The following is a 17,077-nucleotide window of genomic DNA, read 5'->3' on the forward strand; positions in this document are numbered from 1 at the left end:
GCCGGTGATCGGGGAAGACGACTGGTGACGGTCATGCTGTCCCGGTTGGAGTTCGAGCTGTGCTGGGACCACCTGAGACCGGGCGACTACCCCACGATCCTGTCCATCCCCTCCCACGGCGCCACCCTGGACGAACGCCGCGCGCTCTTCCGGGACGCGTGGCGCTCCCTGGAGTCACGGGGCCTGGCCGGACGAGGAGAGCTCGACCCACGCCTCGTCGACTGGCTGGCACTGCTGGCACACCCCGAACGCGAAGTGGACGCACGCCTGCGCCTGGACGGAGGTCCCCGCGTGCGCGCGGTCGGCGCCGCCGGACGCGGGCGTGCCGTGCTGGCCGTCCTCACCGCCGACGGGCTGAGCCTGGCCGGCATCGACGAGGCCGCGCTGGTCGCGTCGGTGGTCGGCCTGCTGCCGCGGCACCCGACACCCCGGTCACGATCGGTCAGCGTGCTCGCGGCCGACCTCGACCGCGCGGCCGAGGTGGCCGGGCAGTCCGCGTCCCGCTTGGAGAACGCGTTGCGCGACAGCGGTCTCGCGCGTGCCGACGCGCAGAAGATCGGCCAGGTGCTCGGCGGCGTGACGCGCATGGGCCAGTTCGGCGCCGCGGTGAGGGCGGCGAGGCAGGGGCGCCTGGGACCTCGACGGCGCGGCCCGTACGCGGTGTCGTTCTACGACACCGCCGAGGGCCGGTGGCAGTTCACCCGCCGACCCTCACGCGACGGCCGGGAGTGGGCGACGCTGAGCCCCGCCGACCAGCCACGGCTCGTTCACGCCGTGTCGGAACTGCTCGCGTCGACCGACGCGGTCTCGACTCGCTGACCTCCGGCGGGCTCCTGGTCGACCTGGTTGGTCAGGAGTTCCGCCATCGTCATCTGCTCGACGGGTTTCTCGGGCGTCACCGGTTCAGCCTAGAGCGCCGATCGGGGCGACGGCACCTGAGCGCCCCGGCGGGGGTGTGTCCGGGAGCGGCTCATCCCGACGGGTGTTCGACGCGGATCCCGCGGCCGATTCCGCAGGAACCGGCCGGAATCGCGAACGGATCACCTCGCCGTACCGCTACCTTACGAGACGATTCGACTACCGAAAGTAAGGGGAGACGTGAGCGGCACATTCAGGTTCGGCTTCGAGGAAGGCGATGAAGGGGACCGGCCGCCACGGCCGTCCCCGTCGGAACAGCAGGCGCGGCAGGACTCGTTGACGGGACAGGACGCGGACGGCGTGGTCACCGTGGCGGTGAACGACCTGGCCGAGGTCCAGTCGGTGACCATCACCGCGCAGTGGCGGCAGTCGGTCGACCCTCGTGCCCTGGGCTCGGCGGTGACCCAAGCTGCGAACGCGGCCACCATGGCGGCGTTGGCCGAGCAGGTCGAGCGACCGGCCGAGCCCGCGCCACAGCGCCCGGCACCGCCGCCCCAGCCCGAGGAACGCATCACGCCCGAGCAGGCGTTGCGGTTGATGGACGCCGTCAGCGCCGACCTGGCCCGGTTCACGCAGCGGATGACCGAGGTCGTGGACCGTCCGCTGACGGTGGAGAGCCGGGGCGGGCACGTCCGCGGCACCATCCACCGGGGACAGGTCCTCGGCCTGGAGGCCGATCCCGCCTGGACGCACTCGGCCCGCGTGACGGAGGTGCAGCAGGAGTTCCTGGAAGTGCTGCGGAACCTGCGCGCCCGGAGCGTCCCCTCCGACCTGGCGCAGGGCCCGCAGAGCCCCGCCATCGCAGAGCTCACCGCGCTGGTGAGCGATCCGGGAACACTGCTGCGCCGAGTGGGGTTGCTGCCATGACCGACATCTCCGTAGCGCTGGAAGCGATGCGGTCCGACGCCACCGCGTGGACGACCGCGGCCGACGGCCTCGACGGCCCGCGCTCCACCATCGGTGGTTTGACCCTGACCGGCGCCGACCTGTCGCTGTGGGCGGTCGACCGCGGCTTGGACCGCACGTACGACAGCGCCCGCCTCGCCCTGGAGGACATGCTCGCCCAGGCGACCCAGGCGTTCCGCGGCCTCGGGGATGCCCTCCACGCGGCGGCGGACACCTACGAAGCCGAAGAGGAAGCGAACCTGCACGCCATGAACAGCGTCCACACCGACGGCGGTGGCCGATGAACCCGCTCGTGCAGGAGGCGCACCGGAGGTCGCAGGAGGTCGACCAGCACGCCGGGAAGTTCTTCGACCAGGTCAACAGCGTCATGAGCTGGGTTCCCGCCCCGCTGGAGTACCTGGTCGACCCGATCGTCCGCGGTATGCAGCTGTTGAACGAGAAGCTGCGCGAACTATGGGACCGGGTGAAGCTGCTGTGGGAGCAACCGGGCGATTCCGACCGCCTCAAGCAGGTCGGCGAGCAGTGGGTGTCGCAGGTCGGCAACGCACTGGGAGACATCGCGGGCACGATCGGCCCGGACAAGCTCCGCACCACGATCGAGTGGGAAGGCCGAGCGGCCCGCGCCTACCAAGCAACGGTGCCGCCACAAGCGGCCGGGCTGAACTCGGTGAAGGACATCGCCGGCCAACTGCGCTCGTCCCTGAACAGCCTGGCCAACTCGATCGACATGTTCTGGATGGCGATGGGGTTCGCGCTGGCCGGCCTGGTCGTCTCCATCGTCGGCGCGGTGGTCGCCGCGTGCACGCTCGTCGGCATCCCCGCGGCGATCACGTTCATCGTCGGAGGAGTGGCCGCGACGATCGGCGTCATCGCCGCGACGGTCATGGCGCTGGAGTCGCACGTCAACACGATTGAGACCGAGCAGTCCGCGCTCCGGCAGAAGATCCACGACCTCGGTTCGACGTGGGCCGTGCCGAACACCGCGGACCTGGCGGACGCGAGCGTCGTCGACGGGGACGGCTCCGACTGGCGGCCCGGCTCGTGACGTACCCGGGCACACCACCGCGGTACGCCTGGGTACCCGCCGCTCGCGTCCGCGAGGTCCGCGGCAGGTGCGCCGTCCTCGCGGCGGCGGGTCTGGTGGCCTGCCTGGTGCTCGCGGCGGCGATCGTGGGGTTCGGGCGTGCCCTGCCCACGGCCTACCACCCGATCAACGCCCTGGTCTGGATCACGGGCTGCGCCTCCCTGCTGGGGCCGTTCCTGGCCTCGATCAGCATCGGGATGGCCCGGTCCTACGCGTGGGGCGAGCAGTTCGACGTCTTCCGGATGTGGCAGGCCCGGCGTGCGCTGACGGGCGGCTGGGTCGGTTCGGTGCTGTTCCTCCCCGTGTCCTGGTTCCTCCTGGTGATGACGGCGCGGAACGGCGCGAGGCCGGTCGGACTCACCGGCGGCGTGTGGGCGTACCTGCTGCTGCTGGCCGCTCCAGCGATGGTCGCGGGCATCCTCTTCTTCGCCGGTCGTGCCTCGCTGCCGGCACCTCGATGATGTGATCGCGGATGGCGTGATCAACCGGATAACGGTGCAATACCGTTCAGCGATGACGTTCTCATCGTCGGAGACGCACGTCGGGAGCCGCCTGGATGCCTGTTGACAAGACCGAACGCGAGGTCAGGACCCTCGTCAGCCAGATCGAACAAGGTGAGATCAGGCTGCCGGAGATCCAACGCGGCTACGTGTGGAAGCCGACCCAGGTGGCCAAGCTGGTCGAGTCGCTCTACCGCGGCTACCCGTCGGGTTCGCTGCTCTTCTGGCAGACCGACGAGGCGCCGCAGACCAGGGATGCGGCAATCAGCGGTCCGGCCGGCAAGCCCGCTGTCGTGCCGCTCTACCTCCTGGACGGCCAACAGCGCGTGACGTCGCTGCACCGGGTGTTCACCGACCACCCGCAGGCCGTCATCGTCTTCAACGTCGAGACCGAGAAGTTCCAGAACCAGAGCGCGGCGACGGCCAAGGACCCCCGGTGGATCAAGGTCTACGACGTCCTCAAGCCCGAGGCGGACCAGTACCAGCTCGTCGGTGAACTGCACGAGCGCAATCCCGGCATCCCGCCGAGCGAGATCAGCAAGCGGTTGCAGAAACTCGCCGCCATCCCCGGCCACAAGTTCCACATGGAAGTGCTGCGCGACTTCCCCTATGACGAGGTCACGCAGATCTTCGTGCGCGTGAACAGCGGGGGCCGCTCGCTGAAGACCTCGGACCTGGCGCTCGCCACCCTGTCGGCGCGGTGGCCCGGCGTGCTCCAGAAGTTGGAGGCGGAGGCCAAGCACTGGGCCGATCGCGGCTACGGCGACATCGACGTCACGTTCCTCACCAGGGCCCTCACCGGCGCGGTGCTGGGACGCGGCCTCTCCGCCTGGTCGCACGCACGCCTGGTGGCGGCGACCGACGACGAACTCGATCGCGGCTGGGCCACGGTGCGGCGCGGGCTCCGGCACCTCGTGCCCTTGCTGCAGAACAACCTCGGCGCTTCGCACAGCAAGCTGCTGCCGTCGATGGTCGTCCTGCTGCCGCTGATCGTCCTGCTCGGTGAGCGGAAGGACGAACAACTGGACGGCGGCACGGCCGACGCCATCCTCTTCTGGTTCCTGGCGGCCACGATCCGAAACCGGTACAGCGGGTCGACCGACACCCGGCTCGGGCAGGACATCCCGGCGGCCCGCACGGAGGACCCGGTGCGCCGACTGCTGGACAACCTGGGCGTCACCGCGGGGCTGTCGGTCGAACCGGACGACCTCGCGGGCCGGACCGTCGGTAGCCCGTACTTCTTCCTGAGCTTTCTGGTCGCCAAGGAAGCGGGCGCGAAGGACTGGTGGGGCAGCATCGGTATCTCGGCGGCGGCCGAGGGCAGCCAGGCGCTGGAGTACCACCACATCCACCCGCAAGCCACGCTGAAGAACCACGCGGAGGCGTACAGCAAGGGTGAGATCAACGACCTGGCCAACCTTGCCTTCATCTCCGGCAAGGCCAACCGGAAGATCAGCCACCGGTCGCCGCGGGAGTACTTCCCGACGCTCGGCGACCAGGAGCTGACCGCGCACCTGATCCCCCTCGACGAGGATTTGCGCGACGCGGACCGCTACCGCTCGTTCCTGAGCGCGCGGCGGCGCCTGCTGGCGGACGCGATGACAGGCCTGCTGGAGCGGTTCCGGCCGGTGTGGCTGTCCCCGGCCTCCGAGTCCTCCGACCCGCTGTCCGGTGCCGTCCTCGAGTTCGAGTGGTACGACAACACGACGGGTGCCGACGTCCTGCTCGCACGGGCACGCACGGATAGCGGTACGTGGTCGGGGACGATGTCCGCCGTCGACTTGGAGGACGTGGTGGCCGCCGCCGATGCAGGGGTGGACGGCGATCTGGTCATCGCCGGTGAGAGCACTCCCGTCCGGGTGCAGGACGAACTGCTCGAGGTGTCGATCGGGCCGTTCGTGGTCACCGGCACCCTGGCGGAGTGGCGCAAGGTGCTCGACCGGGAGCGCGGCGACAGCCGTCCGATCGCGGCTCTCACGGCCCCGGGGAGCGACCGTTGGGAGGGCGAGCAGCTGATCTTCCCGGTGACCAGTGTCGACTGACGAGGTCCGGACGTGCGGCAGGCACCGGAACTACGGCGACGCGGCCCACAACGGTTCGTCCACGCAAGTGCCGACCGATCGGACTTGACGGGCGTCGCCGGCGTGGGTGCCGGTGTTCCTGCTGCACGAGCACCAGATGGTGCACCTGGCGGGCCGGTACCGGTGCGGGGGTTCCGAGTTCTTCGACGCGTGGAGCGCGGGATTGCTCGACATCGGAGACCGCGCACTTCCACGAGCTGATCAGGAACACCTACCGCGTGCTGCTCACACGCGGGATGCGCGGCGTGTGCGTCCGCGGCCCTGAACACGACCGGGCGAGCTGGAGGGCGTGGGCGCAGCGTCGGATCCGCAGAACCGGCGCGCGGTGGTGTCTCTCGGTGCCGACGGCACTAGTGCGACCGGTTAGTGCGCACGCGCAGGTGGGTGAGTGGCGCTCACGATCCCTTGCCGCACCCGATGTTGGGTGTCATGACGTCGCAACGACGAAGAGCGCGCGCACGCCGTCCGCAGCCCGACCCCGTCCGGGTGGAGGAGTTGGTGGCCTTCCTCCGGGCCGACCGGGCCTGGCGGGACGAGGTGGCCAAGCGCCTGGTGGCGAAGCTCGACCAGCGGCTCGTGCGGTCGGCGCGGTCGTGCGGGTGCCGTCCGCTCGCGCACGTCGCGGAGGAGTTGGACAGCCAGGCGTGCGTCGACCTCGGCCCCGGCGTGCCCTACCAGCTGGCGAAGGCGGTCTACGGGCAGGTGCGGTTGCGCGGTGCGGCGCGGTTGCGGCAGACGGCGCGCAGCCTGCGCGTGCTCGGCGTGTACCTGTGCGGCGGTGACCTGGCCGGGTGCCCGTGCACCGAGGCGTTGGCCCGCGATCCGCAGCAGGCCAGGGTGGACCGCGTGGTGACCGGTGCGCTGGACGGCGCGGGCTTCTGACCCGACCGCGCGCACCCACCGCTGGACCGGACGGAGCAGTCGCACGTTTCGGCCGACGCACAGATGGGCAACATCGTCACCGTGGGTATCAAGATCGGTACGTCGGGCTGGCTGTACCCCGAGTGGCGCGGCGACTTCTACCCGCGCGGGTTGCAGCAACGCCTGGAGCTGCAGTTCCTGTCACGACGGTTGGACACGGTCGAGATCAACGGGTCGTTCTACGGGCTGCGCAAGCCGACGGACTACAAGTCGTGGTTCGAACGCACACCGGACGACTTCGTGTTCGCTGTGAAGGGCTACCGCGAGATCACGCACACCAAGCGATTACGAGATGTCGGCAAGGACGTGGAGGAGTTCTTCGCCTCCGGCGTGCTCGACCTGGGGCCGAAGCTCGGGCCGATCCTGTGGCAGCTCCCGCCGACGCTGCCGTGGCGACCCGAGCGGCTGGCCGCGTTCCTGGACCTGCTGCCCGGCCCGCCGGTCCGGCACGCGCTGGAGATCCGCCACCCGAGCTGGGACACCCCCGAACTGGCGGAGTTGTTGTCACAACACGGTGTCGCGCTCGTCGCCGCCGAGTCCGCGGGCCGCTTCCCCGAGCTGTGCGAGGTGACCGCGGACTTCGCCTACGCGCGGCTGCACGGCGACGAGGAGCTGTACGTCAGCGCCTACTCCGACGAGGCGCTCGACCGCTGGGCGGCCCGGGTCCGCGAGTGGTCGGCCGCGCGGGACGTCTTCGTGTACTTCGACAACACGATGCGCGGCGCGGCGCCGCACGACGCCCTCGCGCTGGCCGACCGGCTCAGCTGAGGCGGGGCACGCGGTCCAGCACGATGCCGAAGTGCTTGGCGTAGGCGTCGAGCAGCGCGTCGTCGTCCAGTTCCTCGGTCACCTTGTCGTCGCCGCTCGTGGTGATCAGCTTGGTGCCCGCGATGGTGATCCGCCCGGTCGGCGTGGGCAGCGAGCACGTCGTGCCGCGCCGGAACGGCGACTCCGGCGACGTCTGCTGGTACCAGCACGCCGAGCGGAACTCGTCCAGCGTGCGCGGGCGCAGTTCGAGGCGGTACTGGGGAACGCCGTCGAACAGCACGTCCACGTCACCCTCGGGCGTGTCGACCATCCGGAACACGCCGGCGGGGTCGTGCTGCTCGTCGCGCCGGGTGAGGTCCAGCGGTCGCAGGCCGAACCGTCCGAAACCGACGTCGACCAGCAGGTCGCCCACGCGCAACGCCATGTGCGCGAACGGTTGGCTGTACACGCCGTCGTTGAACACCTTGGCGGACAGCATCCGCACGTCGTGCCCCAACGCGGTCAGCAGGGCGGCGAACGCGCCGTTGAGCTCGTAGCAGAACCCGCCGCGCCGCCGTTGGACGATCTTCTCCACCAGCAGGTCCTCGTCCAGCACGATCTCCTCGCCCAGGTGGATGCTGAGGTTCTCGAACGGCACCGAGGCCAGGTGCAGTTCGTGCAGCTCGACGAGGGTGTTCGCGCGCGTCGCGCCGATCCTCGCCAGGTAGGCGTCAAGCGTCCGGTCGTCCATGGGTCCAATCTCCAACATCAACTGCGGTGGAGGTCAAGCCCGCCCGGCCACCACCGGGGGACGGCCGGGTCCACGTGTTCGGGAAGGCGAACGTCACGACGACCGGGGGTACGCCGAGGATCATCGGGGTACTACCGGGACGTGACGGGTGATGTCCACATCGGCACGTCGGGTTGGGTGTACCCGACGTGGCGCGGCGCGTTCTACCCGAAGGGCCTGGTGCAGCGGCGCGAGCTGGAGCACATCTCCGGGCTGATGACGTCGGTCGAGCTGAACGGCTCGTTCTACTCGCTGCAACGCCCGTCGAGCTACCTGGCGTGGGCGCGGCAGACCCCGGACGACTTCCTGTTCGCGGTCAAGGGCGGCCGGTTCATCACCCACCTCAAGCAGCTGCGCGACGTGGAGGCGCCGCTGGCCAACTTCTTCGCCTCCGGCATGTTGGCGCTGGGGCCCAAGCTCGGGCCGTTCCTGTGGCAGCTCCCGCCCAAGCTCGGCTACGACCCGGACCGCCTGTCCGCGTTCTTCGACCTCCTCCCCCGCACCACGACCGCCGCGGCGGAGCTGGCCGAGCGGCACGACGAGCGCCTGTCCGAGGACCGCGCGTGGACCACCACCGACGCCGACCGGCCCCTGCGGCACGCGCTGGAGGTCCGGCACCCGACGTTCCTGGTGCCGGAGTTCCACGACCTGCTCCGGGCGCACGGCATCGCGCTGGTCGTCTCCCACTCCGCCGGGCGGTTCCCGTACCTGGAGGACGTCACCGCGGACTTCGCGTACGTGCGGCTGCACGGCAACCAGTCCCTCTACGTCGGCAGCTACACCGACGACGAGCTGGACGCGTGGTCCGCCAAGATCCGCGCGTGGGCGACCGACCACGACGTCTACGTGTACTTCGACAACGACACGGACGCGGTCGCGCCCCACGACGCCCTCCGGCTCGCCGAACGCCTTCGTCCCGCCCTGCCGAAACCCGGATCCGCCCACACGAAGAGGTGAACCGCGGCCCTCTCGCCCCCACGACGCCGCCGGTCGCAGCACTCTGGACCGGGTGGAGGTGATCCGGATGACGACTCGCGGCCTGGTGACCGCGCTGGCCCTCACCACCGGCGCCCTGGCGTCGAGCGGCACAGCGGTGGCCCGACAGTCCGACCCGACGTGCGACCGGGGCGAGTTCTGCGTCTGGTCGGCCACCGGCTACACGGGCGACTCCCACCGCCTGGACCTGGAATCCGCGAACCCGCGCGAGTGCATCCCGCTGCCGGGCGGCTTCGTGGCCCGCTCCTTCGCCAACCGCCTGAACCGGGACGTGTCGGTCTACCAGGGGGCGACGTGCTCGACCGAGGCCGAGTTCACCACCTACCCGGGCAAGGGCACCTACGTCCCCGACGCGCCGTTCGTCGTGCGGGCCATCCAGGTCTGGGAACCCTGAGCGCGGGGTCTGAGGCGTCGTCGCAGGTCCGGCGGACTCACCCCGTCAGGATCGGTGGGACGCTCAGCGCCAGGATGGCCGTGTCGTCCTCCACGCCCTTGCCGAACCGGTCCAGCAGGCCGACCAGGGCGGCGACGACGCCCGTCGCCGTGGTCGGTGCCAGGGTCGTCGCGAACTCCAGCAGCTCCTCCTCGCTGTACCGGGTGTCGCGACCGGTCCGGGCCTCGACCAGGCCGTCGGTGTACAGCACGAACGTGTCACCCGAGTACAGATGGACGGTCGTGGTGGCGACGGTCGCGTCGGGCAGGATGCCGACCAGCTGCCCACCGGGCGTCTCGACGTACCGCACCGTGCCGTCGGCGCGCAGCAGCAGGCCGGGCGGGTGGCCGCCGGAGGCCAGGGTGAGCGTGCAGCGGTCCTCCTCGACGGCCAGCACGCCGAACGTCACCGTGCAGAAGCGCGGGTAACCGCTGTCCTGCTCCTGGCTCAGCACGGTGTTGAGGTTGGTCAGCACCGCGGCCGGGTCGGGGTCGTACACGGCCGCCGAGCGCAGCGTGTAGCGGGTCAGCGAGGTCACCGCCGCCGCCTCCGCGCCCTTGCCGCACACGTCACCGAGGAACAACGCCCACCGGCCGTCCGCCAGCGGGAACAGGTCGTAGAAGTCGCCGCCCACCTCGAACGGTGACGCGTGGTGGTAGTGGGTGGCGGTCTCCAGCCCCGGCACGGCGGGCAGGATCGGCGGCAGCAGCGTGCGCTGGAGGGTGGTGGCGAGCCGCCGGATCTCGTCGCGCTCCCGCTCGGCCTCCTGCCGGGCGCGCAGCAGCTCCCGTTCGTACGCACGCCGGTCGCTCGCGTCGAACACCGTGGTGCGGATCAGCAGCGGCTCACCGTCCGAGCCCCTCTTGACCACGGAGTTCACCAGGACCGGCAGCCGCGTCCCGTCGGCCGCGACCATCTCCAGCGCGACCGCGCGGACCTCGCCCTGCATGCGGAGCAGCGGCGCGAAGTGCGTCTCGTGGTACAGCTTGCCGCCGATGTTGAGCAGGTCGGCGAACCGCCGTCGACCCACCAGCTCCTCCCGCTCGTAACCGAGCCAGCGCAGCAGGGTCGAGTTCACCTTCGCGATCTGCCCGTCGAGCAGGGTCGACAGGTAGCCGCACGGCGCGTTGTCGTAGAGGTCGTCCGCGCTGTCCTCCAACAGGGCCGAGAACGTCACTTGGTCGTGGTCGTGGTCGTGGTCGGGGCCGTTCGCCGCGTCGTGCGTCACGACGAGCCCGTGACGTACTCCAGGATCGCCGCCGCGGTCGCCCCCGGCGCGCTGAGCTGGGGGCAGTGGCCCGTCGCGTCGAGCGTGACCAGCGTGCTCCCCGGGATCCGGGCGTGGACGTACGCGCCGACCTCGCGCGGCGCGATCACGTCCTGCGCGCACTCCAGCACCAGCGTCGGCACGGACACCTCCGCCAGGTCCGCGCGGTTGTCGGACAGGAACGTCGTGCGCGCGAACACCCTGGCCACGTCCGGGTCGGTGCTGCAGAAGCTGTTGGTCAGCTCCTCGCCCAGTTCCGGGCGGTCCGGGTTGCCCATGATCACCGGCGCCATCGTCGCGGACCAGCCGAGGTAGTTGCTGTCCAGCGAGTCCAGCAGCTCCTCGATGTCCTCGGCGCTGAACCCGCCGCGGTAGTCGCCGTCGTCGACGTAGCGGGGCGACGGCGTGAGCAGGACCAGCTTGGCGAACAGCGCGGGCTCCGCGTTCGCCGCCAACACCCCGATCATCGCGGACACCGAGTGGCCGACGAACACCACGTCGGCCAGGTCGAGCTCGTGGCAGAGCTCCAGCACGTCCCGGGCGTACCCGCCGAGCGTGGAGTACCGCCGCTCGTCCCAGGCCGACCGGTCCGACTGCCCCGCGCCGACGTGGTCGAACAGCACCACGCGGCACCGGGCGGCGAGCGCGGGCACCACCGCCCGCCACAGGTTCTGGTCGCACCCGAAACCGTGCGCGAGCACCAGGACCGGGCCGTCGTCCACACCCGTCACGACCACGTTGTTGCGCCTGCGCACATCCACCGCCACCATCCTGCCACCCCACGAGGGGAGCTACCTGTCGCGTCCGGTGGATCGCGCGGAGCGACGTGTCGCGCCCGGTGGACAGCGCGGGGGACCTGTCGCGCACGGTGGACAGCGCGGACGACCGGTCGTCATGCCGAGTCGCCGCACCTCGGGTTGACTGGGGAGGGCAGACCGGAGGGCGGGTCGTGGTGGAACCGGACGTCGACGTCGTGGTGGTGGGTGCCGGTCTCGCCGGACTCGCCGCGGCCGGTCGGCTGCATCGAGCAGGGCTCGCGGTGACGGTGTGCGAGGCCGGTGACGACGTCGGCGGCCGGGTGCGCACCGACGAGGTGGACGGGTTCCGGCTGGATCGCGGTTTCCAGGTGCTGCTGCCCGCCTATCCCGAGGTCCGCCGGGTGTTCGACCTGCCCGCCCTGGACCTGCGGTACTTCCTGCGGGGTGCGGTCGCGGACTCGGACTCCGGCCGCTACCACCTCGTGCCGCCGTGGCGGCGACCGTCCGCCGCGGCCTCCATCGCGGTCGACGCGGCCCGGTTCGCCGTCGGCCGACCGCGGGACGTGGCCGCGCTGGGCGCACTGTCGGTGCGGGACCTCCTGGCGCCCGACGCCGTGCTGCGCCGGCAGTCGCCCGACCGGTCGATCCGCGCGGAGCTGTCCCACTGGGGCGTCTCGGAGCGCTCGGTCCGGGAGGTGCTCGGTCCGTTCCTGGCCGGGGTGTTCCTCGATCCGTCCCTGGGCGACTCGGCCCGGCTGTTCCACCTGATCTGGCGCTGCTTCCTGCGCGGTGGCGGTGCGGTGCCCGACGCGGGGATGGCGGAGCTGCCCCGCCAGCTGGCCCGCGCACTGCCGCCCGGCTCGATCCGGACGCGCTGCGCGGTCGACCGGGTGCACGACGCCCGAGCCGACCTCGCCGGGGTGGACCTCGCGGACGGCACGGCGATCCGCGCGCGTGCGGTCGTGGTCGCCACCGACGGCACGACCGCCCAGCGGCTCGTCCCCGCGGTGCCGGAACCGGTCTGGCACGGCGTCACGACCTGGTACTTCGCCGCGTCACCGGACGACGGCGAACCGGTGCTGCTGCTGGACGGGAGCACCGGCCTGCTCATCAACACGGCGGTGATCAGCGCGGTCGCGGGAGGCCGCGCACCGGCGGGCGCCGCCCTGGTCTCCGCCTCCGTCCCCGGCCGGGCCACCGCCGACGACGGCACCGCCCTGGAGTCCCGCGTCCGCACCAGGCTCGGTGAGCTGTACCGGCGGGACACCCGGAAGTGGGACGTCGTGGCGCGGTACGCGATCCCGCGCGCGCTGCCCTCGTTGGGACCGGGCCGGCCGCTGCGCCGACCGGTCCGATTCGGCCCCGGCCGGTACGTGTGCGGCGACCACCGGGACACCGGCTCCATCCAGGGCGCGCTGGTGTCCGGGCGACGCGCCGCGGACGCGGTCCGGCGGGACCTGCTGGGGCACGACGTCGGCCGGGCCTGATGGGGCGGGTCGTGATCGGGCGGGTCTGATGGGGCGGGTCGTGGTCGGGCGGGTCGTGGTCGGGCGGGTCGTGGTCGGGCGGGAATTGTCGGTGGTCACGGCTAGCGTGCCGGTCATGAGGATGTCCAACGCCACCGAGCTGACCGCCGAGCACCATGCCCAGCTGGCCGAGCTGGGGTTGCGCATCGACCACCTGGACGAGGCGATCTGGGCCGGTGTCGACGCGCGGATGTCCGCGCCGCCGCTCGGGCCGACCAACGGCGCGGGCCTGCTGGACTGGATCCACCGCGTCGGCAGGCTGCGCGAGGTCCTCGTCGCGGAGGGGTGGACGCGGGTCGACAAGTGGAACGCGGGCCTGGTCCAGCACCCCACGAGACCGGTCGTGCTGGGCACTCTCCAGGGCAACCGCCACACCGGCACGCCCGGAGCCCCGCTGCGCAGCGACTACGCCAAGGGCCCGGCCATCGCGGCGATGATGCGCGGCAACGACAGCGACCAGTTCACCCTGTTCGACTCGCTGCACACGCACGAGTGGAAGCTGTGGTTCCTGGTCACCTACCCGCACCAGGAAGGCGAACGGCTCGTCGTGCTGCGGGAGGTCGCGCAACCGGAGCCCACACCGCAGGGCCAGGTCGTCGACCGGTGGGCGCACCGCATCCCGCTGCCGCCGCTGATGTTCGGCCCGCTGCCCGCGCCACGCGACCCGAACGGCCCCGACGACGTCGACGTCACCGTCACCCCGCGCCGGTAGGCGGGTGCGAGAATGGCGCGATCATGCTCACGCCTTCCCGCCTCGTCCTCGCCCGGACCCGCCGCGGCCTCACCGCGGTGGAGCTGGCGCGCAAGGCGGGCACGAGCCCGGCGAGCATCGGTGACTACGAGCACGGCCGCCGCCAACCCCGACCGGCCACCGCGGCCAGGCTCACCGAGGCACTCGGCTTCCCGCCGGGCTTTCTCGAAGCCGACGAGGTGCCCGAGGTCGACGTGTCGTTCAGCAGGCCCGCGTCCCAGCGGCAGCGGACCGCGGCCCTCGCCGCCGCCCGCCTGGCCCTCGGCTTCGACGGCTGGCTGACCGGCGCGTTCACGTTCCCCGAACCGGACGTGCCCACGTGGGAGCACCCCGACCCGGAGACCGGGGCCGAAGCCCTGCGCGCCCGCTGGGGCATCCCCCACCGCCCCGCGCCCAACATGGTGCACCTGCTGGAGGCGCACGGCGTCCGCGTCTTCTCCCTGCCCCAGGACTGCGCCGCCGCCGGCCCGTTCTCCTGCCGCCACGCCGGCACCCCGTACGTCTTCCTGGACCCGACGGCCTCCCCCGACCAGGCCCGCTTCGACACCGCCCGCGAACTCGGCCGGCTCACCGGCGCCGACGACCCGCAAGCGTTCGCCACCGCGTTCCTGCTACCCCGCGCCGGCGTGCTGGGCGCGATCCCGCGCGGCGCGCTCACCGACCACGTCGTCGCGCACAGCACCACCTGGCACGTCTCCCCGCTGACCCTGGCGCACCGCCTGCGCGACCTGGACCTGCTCACCCGGACCCAGCACGCGACCGTGTGCGCGCACCTGGCCCGCCGCACCACCGGCATGGCCCGCCGCGAGACGTCCCAGCTGCTCACGAAGGTCTTCCGCGCCCTGCGCACCCAGGGCACCACGCCACACGCCATCGCCCGCGAGCTGCTGCTCGACGTGGAGGAGCTGAACGGGCTGGTGTTCGGCCTGGTGCTGACTGCCCTGCCCGGCCAAGGCGACGCGGGCAGCCCCACCAGACCCCAGCTCACCCTCGTCCGGAGGTAACCCGTGGACCAGCCGCTCACCGCCGCCGAGCTGTTCGACGCCGTCGGCCAGGGCTACGAGGACGCGTTCGGCCGTCCCCCGGCGGTGGACGAGGCGGTGCGGCTGGTGCTCGAACGCCTCCCCGCCCACGCCAGGGTCCTCGACATCGGCAGCGGCACGGGCCGGCCCACCGCCGAAGACCTCACGGCGGCCGGCCACGACGTCCTCGGGGTCGACGTGTCGGCCGCCATGGTCGACATCGCCCGCCGGCAGGTCCCCCGGGCCCGGTTCGAGCACGCCGACATTCGCGACTGGGAGTCCGAGGACGCGAGCTGGGACGCCGTGTGCGCGTTCTTCCCGTTCCTGCAGATGACCCGGGCCGAGGTCACCGCCGTCCTGGCCAAGGTCGCCCGGTGGCTGAAGCCCGGCGGGGTGCTGGCGCTGCTCACCGTGCCGATGGACGTCGAAGACCTCGAAGTCCCGTTCCTCGGCCACACCGTGCGCCTCACCAGTTTCGCCGCGCCTGACCTGGTCGACCGCGTCGAGCGTGCGGGCCTGGCGGTGCTGGACACCCACAGCACCGTCTTCTCCCCCGACCGGGAGGGCCAGCCCGACGAGGAGCACCTGCTCGTCCTCGCTCAGGCCCAGGCGCCGGCCGACTCCTTGACGTAGTCACCGAACAGCCGCCCGTCGTGCCCGAGGACGGACGGCACACCGTCGGACAGGGCGGCGTCGTGGCCGCCGCGGATCGCGGTCAACGACATCGTCAGGACCTCCGCGTAAGCGGGGTCGAGGCCCGCCCCCACCAGCCGCGCGGTGTAGTCCGCCGCCGACACCTCCACCACGCGGATCGACCGGCCCGACACCTCACCGATGCGCGCCACCGCCTCGTCGAACGTCAACGCCTCCGGCCCCGACAGGTCGTAGGCCACACCCTCGTGCCCGTCCTGCGTCAACGCCGCCACCGCCACGTCCGCGATGTCCCGCGCGTCGATGAACGGGTGCGCGCCCCGCCCCCCGGCGGGCAGCACGACTTCACCCGCCAGCACCTCCGGAAGGAAGTAGTCCTCGCTGAAGTTCTGCGCGAACCACGTCGGCCGCAGGATCGTCCAGTCCACATCGGACTCGTACACCGCGCGCTCGCGCCCGTCGTCCGGGGAGATCCCGCGCGCCGACAACAACACGATCCGCCGCACGCCCGCGGCCACCGCCTGGGGCACGAACGCCGCCACCGGGGCGTCGTCCAGGTTCAGGGCGGGCGGCACGAGGTAGACGGCGGTCGCCCCGTCGAGCGCACGTGCCCAGGTGGACTCGTCGGACCAGTCGAAGCGGACCTCCGTGCGACGGGACACGGGCCGGTTGGCGACACCGAGGGCGTCGAGGGCGGACGTGACACGGCGACCGGTCTTGCCGGTCGCTCCGAGAACCAGGATCGTCATGCGACAAGCCAACCAAGATCGGGCTGGACGGAACATCGCTCACCGTCCCGGATCCATGTCCGATCGTCTACCGGGTACGCGTGTGCGGACCGGTGACCACCGTGTGATAGCTCTGCGGCATGAACCTGGAAGACCTGCGGGACGCACTGCGCCGGTTCGCCGCCGCGCGTGACTGGGACGAGTACCACACCCCGAAGAACCTCGTGATGGCGTTGTCCGGTGAGGTCGGTGAGCTGACCGACCTGTTTCAGTGGCTCACGCCCGAGCAGGCCGCGCACGCCATGGACGACCCGGAGCTGGCGTGGAACGTCCGGGACGAGCTGGCCGACGTCATGCACTACCTGGTGCGGCTGGCGGACAAGCTGGACGTGGACCTGATCGAAGCCGCGTTCGCGAAGATCGAGCGGAACGAACGGCGTTTCCCGACCGGCGACCTGAAGCCCGTCGAGATCGAGTCCGCGGACGTGGGGCCGGCAGGCCAGGGACCGGCGGGCCAGGGCCCGGGGTCTGCGGGCCAGGGACCGGCGGGCCTGGGGTCAGCCGACTGAGCAGCTACACGTAGGTCAGCAGTAAGAGGATCAACGCGATCAGGACCACCAGCGCGAGGACGACCGAAGCCCAGACCGGTGTGGTCGACGAAGGGGGGCGGGCACGGGAGTGCCTGCCACTTCGTCCGAACGGTCTGTGTGTGATCCGTCTGCGCCCGCTCCACGTCACCGACGCCTCCTCGGTCCACCCGCGGCTGGTGCTCGTGCGGCTACGGTATGGACGATCAAGGCCGGCAAGCCGTGCGTCACCCACTCGCGCCGGGCACGTCGCCCGGATAGCGGTGAAGGCCACCGGAAAGTGACGGTTCGCCGTGGCGTGGAAACCTGCGTCGAACGCAAAAAAGCCTTCAGGGGCACCCGACTTATCGAGTGCCCCTGAAGGCGAAAAATTGTTCGGCGGCGTCCTACTCTCCCACACCCTCACGAGTG

General features: G+C 71.5%; 18 protein-coding genes and 2 pseudogenes. 16 read left to right on the forward strand and 4 right to left on the reverse strand.

Going from position 1 to position 17,077, the window contains the following annotated elements; translation table 11 throughout:
• The 9 genes and pseudogenes from AB0G02_RS13940 to AB0G02_RS13980 all read left to right on the forward strand — a co-directional run.
• A partial coding sequence (locus AB0G02_RS13940) for an ESX secretion-associated protein EspG (RefSeq protein WP_360793574.1) occupies positions 1-819 on the forward strand: 819 nt, incomplete at its 5' end.
• A gap of 279 nt (positions 820-1,098) precedes the next feature.
• Positions 1,099-1,785, forward strand: a complete 687-nt coding sequence (locus AB0G02_RS13945) for a YbaB/EbfC family nucleoid-associated protein (RefSeq protein WP_360793576.1) — start codon at positions 1,099-1,101, stop codon at positions 1,783-1,785.
• Positions 1,782-2,108: a hypothetical protein gene (locus AB0G02_RS13950; RefSeq protein ID WP_360793578.1), complete on the forward strand. Its 327-nt coding sequence runs from the start codon at positions 1,782-1,784 to the stop codon at positions 2,106-2,108. Before AB0G02_RS13945 ends, AB0G02_RS13950 begins: the two co-directional genes overlap by 4 nt.
• The gene (locus AB0G02_RS13955; protein ID WP_360793580.1) at positions 2,105-2,869 is read left to right on the forward strand and encodes a hypothetical protein; all 765 of its coding nucleotides are present in this window, start codon (positions 2,105-2,107) and stop codon (positions 2,867-2,869) included. The genes AB0G02_RS13950 and AB0G02_RS13955 overlap by 4 nt, the downstream gene beginning before the upstream one ends.
• Positions 2,866-3,369: a hypothetical protein gene (locus AB0G02_RS13960; RefSeq protein WP_360793582.1), complete on the forward strand. Its 504-nt coding sequence runs from the start codon at positions 2,866-2,868 to the stop codon at positions 3,367-3,369. Before AB0G02_RS13955 ends, AB0G02_RS13960 begins: the two co-directional genes overlap by 4 nt.
• A 95-nt stretch (positions 3,370-3,464) precedes the next feature.
• The gene (locus AB0G02_RS13965; RefSeq protein WP_360793584.1) at positions 3,465-5,450 is read left to right on the forward strand and encodes a DUF262 domain-containing protein; all 1,986 of its coding nucleotides are present in this window, start codon (positions 3,465-3,467) and stop codon (positions 5,448-5,450) included.
• Positions 5,405-5,731, forward strand: a pseudogene (locus AB0G02_RS13970) (hypothetical protein); the annotation flags it as partial. The gene AB0G02_RS13965 and the pseudogene AB0G02_RS13970, both read left to right, overlap by 46 nt.
• 244 nt (positions 5,732-5,975) lie before the next feature.
• The gene (locus tag AB0G02_RS13975; RefSeq protein ID WP_360793586.1) at positions 5,976-6,371 is read left to right on the forward strand and encodes a hypothetical protein; all 396 of its coding nucleotides are present in this window, start codon (positions 5,976-5,978) and stop codon (positions 6,369-6,371) included.
• 63 nt (positions 6,372-6,434) lie between these two features.
• Complete coding sequence (locus tag AB0G02_RS13980; protein ID WP_360793588.1) at positions 6,435-7,178, forward strand: DUF72 domain-containing protein; 744 nt, start codon at positions 6,435-6,437, stop codon at positions 7,176-7,178.
• Here the strand turns inward: AB0G02_RS13980 and AB0G02_RS13985 are convergent.
• Entirely contained in the window at positions 7,171-7,908 is a 738-nt protein-coding gene (locus AB0G02_RS13985; RefSeq protein ID WP_360793590.1) for an arylamine N-acetyltransferase, read from the reverse strand. The genes AB0G02_RS13980 and AB0G02_RS13985 overlap by 8 nt on opposite strands.
• A gap of 141 nt (positions 7,909-8,049) precedes the next feature.
• Here AB0G02_RS13985 and AB0G02_RS13990 point away from each other — a divergent pair, with 141 nt between their 5' ends.
• The gene (locus AB0G02_RS13990) at positions 8,050-8,904 is read left to right on the forward strand and encodes a DUF72 domain-containing protein (protein WP_360793592.1); all 855 of its coding nucleotides are present in this window, start codon (positions 8,050-8,052) and stop codon (positions 8,902-8,904) included.
• Positions 8,905-8,971: 67 nt separating this feature from the next.
• The gene (locus tag AB0G02_RS13995; protein ID WP_360793594.1) at positions 8,972-9,337 is read left to right on the forward strand and encodes a peptidase inhibitor family I36 protein; all 366 of its coding nucleotides are present in this window, start codon (positions 8,972-8,974) and stop codon (positions 9,335-9,337) included.
• A gap of 37 nt (positions 9,338-9,374) precedes the next feature.
• Here the strand turns inward: AB0G02_RS13995 and AB0G02_RS14000 are convergent, their stop codons facing one another.
• Positions 9,375-10,604, reverse strand: coding sequence for a SpoIIE family protein phosphatase (locus AB0G02_RS14000; RefSeq protein ID WP_360793595.1), 1,230 nt, complete (start codon positions 10,602-10,604; stop codon positions 9,375-9,377).
• Positions 10,601-11,404: an alpha/beta hydrolase gene (locus AB0G02_RS14005; RefSeq protein ID WP_360793607.1), complete on the reverse strand. Its 804-nt coding sequence runs from the start codon at positions 11,402-11,404 to the stop codon at positions 10,601-10,603. Before AB0G02_RS14005 ends, AB0G02_RS14000 begins: the two co-directional genes overlap by 4 nt.
• 188 nt (positions 11,405-11,592) lie before the next feature.
• On the opposite strand from AB0G02_RS14005, the gene AB0G02_RS14010 reads away from it, so the two are divergent.
• The 4 genes from AB0G02_RS14010 to AB0G02_RS14025 all read left to right on the forward strand — a co-directional run bounded on the left by AB0G02_RS14010 (position 11,593) and on the right by AB0G02_RS14025 (position 15,333).
• Positions 11,593-12,888, forward strand: coding sequence for an NAD(P)/FAD-dependent oxidoreductase (locus AB0G02_RS14010; protein WP_360793597.1), 1,296 nt, complete (start codon positions 11,593-11,595; stop codon positions 12,886-12,888).
• Between the two features lie 115 nt (positions 12,889-13,003).
• Positions 13,004-13,639, forward strand: a complete 636-nt coding sequence (locus AB0G02_RS14015) for a hypothetical protein (RefSeq protein ID WP_360793599.1) — start codon at positions 13,004-13,006, stop codon at positions 13,637-13,639.
• A gap of 23 nt (positions 13,640-13,662) precedes the next feature.
• Complete coding sequence (locus tag AB0G02_RS14020; protein WP_360793601.1) at positions 13,663-14,682, forward strand: XRE family transcriptional regulator; 1,020 nt, start codon at positions 13,663-13,665, stop codon at positions 14,680-14,682.
• 3 nt (positions 14,683-14,685) lie between these two features.
• On the forward strand, positions 14,686-15,333 hold the full coding sequence (locus AB0G02_RS14025) for a class I SAM-dependent methyltransferase (protein WP_360793603.1): 648 nt from the start codon (positions 14,686-14,688) through the stop codon (positions 15,331-15,333).
• Here the strand turns inward: AB0G02_RS14025 and AB0G02_RS14030 are convergent.
• Positions 15,300-16,100, reverse strand: a complete 801-nt coding sequence (locus tag AB0G02_RS14030; RefSeq protein WP_360793605.1) for an NAD(P)H-binding protein — start codon at positions 16,098-16,100, stop codon at positions 15,300-15,302. The genes AB0G02_RS14025 and AB0G02_RS14030 overlap by 34 nt on opposite strands.
• A 119-nt stretch (positions 16,101-16,219) precedes the next feature.
• Here AB0G02_RS14030 and AB0G02_RS14035 point away from each other — a divergent pair.
• Positions 16,220-16,549 (forward strand): annotated as a pseudogene (locus tag AB0G02_RS14035) (nucleotide pyrophosphohydrolase); the annotation flags it as partial.
• Positions 16,550-17,077: the final 528 nt, after the last annotated feature.

Source organism: Actinosynnema sp. NPDC023658, assembly GCF_040639995.1.
In the GTDB taxonomy this organism is placed as follows: domain Bacteria; phylum Actinomycetota; class Actinomycetes; order Mycobacteriales; family Pseudonocardiaceae; genus Actinosynnema.

Coding starts and splice junctions, on each gene's coding strand:
- AB0G02_RS14015 (WP_360793599.1), top strand. CDS start 13,004: ATGAGGATGTCCAACGCCACCGAGCTGACCGCCGAGCACCATGCCCAG.
- AB0G02_RS13965 (WP_360793584.1), top strand. CDS start 3,465: ATGCCTGTTGACAAGACCGAACGCGAGGTCAGGACCCTCGTCAGCCAG.
- AB0G02_RS13985 (WP_360793590.1), bottom strand. CDS start 7,908: ATGGACGACCGGACGCTTGACGCCTACCTGGCGAGGATCGGCGCGACG.
- AB0G02_RS13980 (WP_360793588.1), top strand. CDS start 6,435: ATGGGCAACATCGTCACCGTGGGTATCAAGATCGGTACGTCGGGCTGG.
- AB0G02_RS13955 (WP_360793580.1), top strand. CDS start 2,105: ATGAACCCGCTCGTGCAGGAGGCGCACCGGAGGTCGCAGGAGGTCGAC.
- AB0G02_RS13950 (WP_360793578.1), top strand. CDS start 1,782: ATGACCGACATCTCCGTAGCGCTGGAAGCGATGCGGTCCGACGCCACC.
- AB0G02_RS14020 (WP_360793601.1), top strand. CDS start 13,663: ATGCTCACGCCTTCCCGCCTCGTCCTCGCCCGGACCCGCCGCGGCCTC.
- AB0G02_RS13995 (WP_360793594.1), top strand. CDS start 8,972: ATGACGACTCGCGGCCTGGTGACCGCGCTGGCCCTCACCACCGGCGCC.
- AB0G02_RS14030 (WP_360793605.1), bottom strand. CDS start 16,100: ATGACGATCCTGGTTCTCGGAGCGACCGGCAAGACCGGTCGCCGTGTC.